Origin of the sequence: Methylobacterium hispanicum (genome assembly GCF_022179285.1) — a bacterium.
GTDB lineage: Bacteria > Pseudomonadota > Alphaproteobacteria > Rhizobiales > Beijerinckiaceae > Methylobacterium > Methylobacterium hispanicum.
The window spans coordinates 1-893 of the sequence record NZ_BPQO01000088.1 but is presented as its reverse complement, the minus strand read 5'-3'; the positions used below and the strand labels follow the sequence as shown (position 1 = coordinate 893).

The following is an 893-nucleotide window of genomic DNA, read 5'->3' as shown; positions in this document are numbered from 1 at the left end:
GGCACGGCGAGGCCCATATGGCGGAAGGCCTGCGGGGTGAGGACGCGGCCGCGGGGGGTGCGCTGCACGAAGCCCTGCTGGATCAGGTAGGGCTCGATGATGTCCTCGATGGCGTCGCGGGGCTCCGACAGGGCCGCCGCGATCGTCTCGATGCCGACCGGCCCGCCCCCGAACGAGCCCGCGATCAGGCTCAGGTACTTGCGGTCCATCACGTCGAGGCCGATGGCGTCCACGTCGAGGAGCTGCAGGGCCCGGTCGGCCAGCGCGCGCGTCACCACCGGCTCCTCGGCCACCACCGCGAAGTCGCGCACCCGCCGCAGCAGGCGGCCGGCGATGCGCGGCGTGCCGCGCGCGCGCCGCGCGATCTCGTTGGCGCCCTCCGCCGACATGCCCAGGCCCAGCACCCGCGCGCCGCGCTCGACGATCAATTGCAGCTCGTCCACGTCGTAGAAGGCCAGCCGGATCGGGATGCCGAAGCGGTCGCGCAAGGGGGTGGTGAGGAGCCCCGCGCGGGTTGTGGCGCCGACCAGGGTGAACTTGGGCAGGTCGATCTTGACCGAGCGGGCGGCCGGGCCCTCGCCGATGATCAGGTCGAGCTGGTAGTCCTCCATGGCGGGGTAGAGGATCTCCTCCACGGCCGGGTTGAGGCGGTGGATCTCGTCGATGAACAGGACGTCGCGCTCGTCGAGGTTGGTGAGCTGGGCGGCCAGATCGCCGGCCTTGGCGATGACGGGCCCGGAGGTGGAGCGGAAGTTCACGCCGAGTTCGCGGGCGACGATCTGGGCGAGCGTGGTCTTGCCCAGCCCCGGCGGGCCGACGAACAGCACGTGGTCGAGGGCCTGGCCGGTCTTGCGCGCCGCCTCGATGAAGATCTGCATGTTGGCGCGTGCCGC

Annotated in this window: 1 protein-coding gene; it reads right to left on the bottom strand. The window is 72.0% G+C overall.

Going from position 1 to position 893, the window contains the following annotated elements:
* Window positions 1-893 (bottom strand): Holliday junction branch migration DNA helicase RuvB (gene ruvB / locus MFF56_RS31855; protein ID WP_066923745.1); only part of this gene is annotated, 893 nt, incomplete at both ends.